The 518-nt window shown below is 59.5% G+C and carries 1 protein-coding gene; it reads right to left on the reverse strand.

All coding sequences use genetic code 11. The annotated features are described in order from the left end of the window. A partial coding sequence (locus NLX83_RS40740; RefSeq protein WP_254240659.1) for a hypothetical protein occupies nucleotides 1-377 on the reverse strand: 377 nt, incomplete at its 3' end. Nucleotides 378-518: the final 141 nt, after the last annotated feature.

Raw genomic sequence — 518 nt, forward strand, 5'->3', positions numbered from 1 at the left:
GCATGCCTGCGAGTCGCGGTGTAGTTGTGGGTTTCGGCGAAGGCGAGGAAGTCCTGCTCGGCGATCGCGGCGTGCACCGCAGTGAGGGTGGAGAGCAGGTCGACGATCATCAACGCTTTCCCCTCGTCGATGCGGCCTTCGGCCAGCGCCCGTAACACCACAGGGCGACCGGTGAGGTCTTCTGCGCGTTGCAACAGCCGGGCGGCCTTCGTCTTCGAGACCGCGAGTAGTCGCATGAGGATTTCTTCGGCGAACTCACGATCACACAACTCCAGCTGAGCGACATACTCCATCAACACGACCGCGAAGTCCGCCGCAGCTTTCCCCATCGCAGTGAAGTAGACCATCAGTTTATGGTCGGGATCTACAGGGAACATGTCCCTATTCTATCGTAGATAAATAGTGGATCATGGCTCTAAAGGGTGAATTGCCAGGCGTCCGAAAGCCCGAAAACGCAACCCCAGCGAAAAGGTGAGGGCGGGCTGGGAATCGGGGTCGGCTTTACCTGGGGTGCGCGT

Source organism: Allokutzneria sp. A3M-2-11 16, from assembly GCF_024213555.1.
GTDB lineage: Bacteria > Actinomycetota > Actinomycetes > Mycobacteriales > Pseudonocardiaceae > Allokutzneria.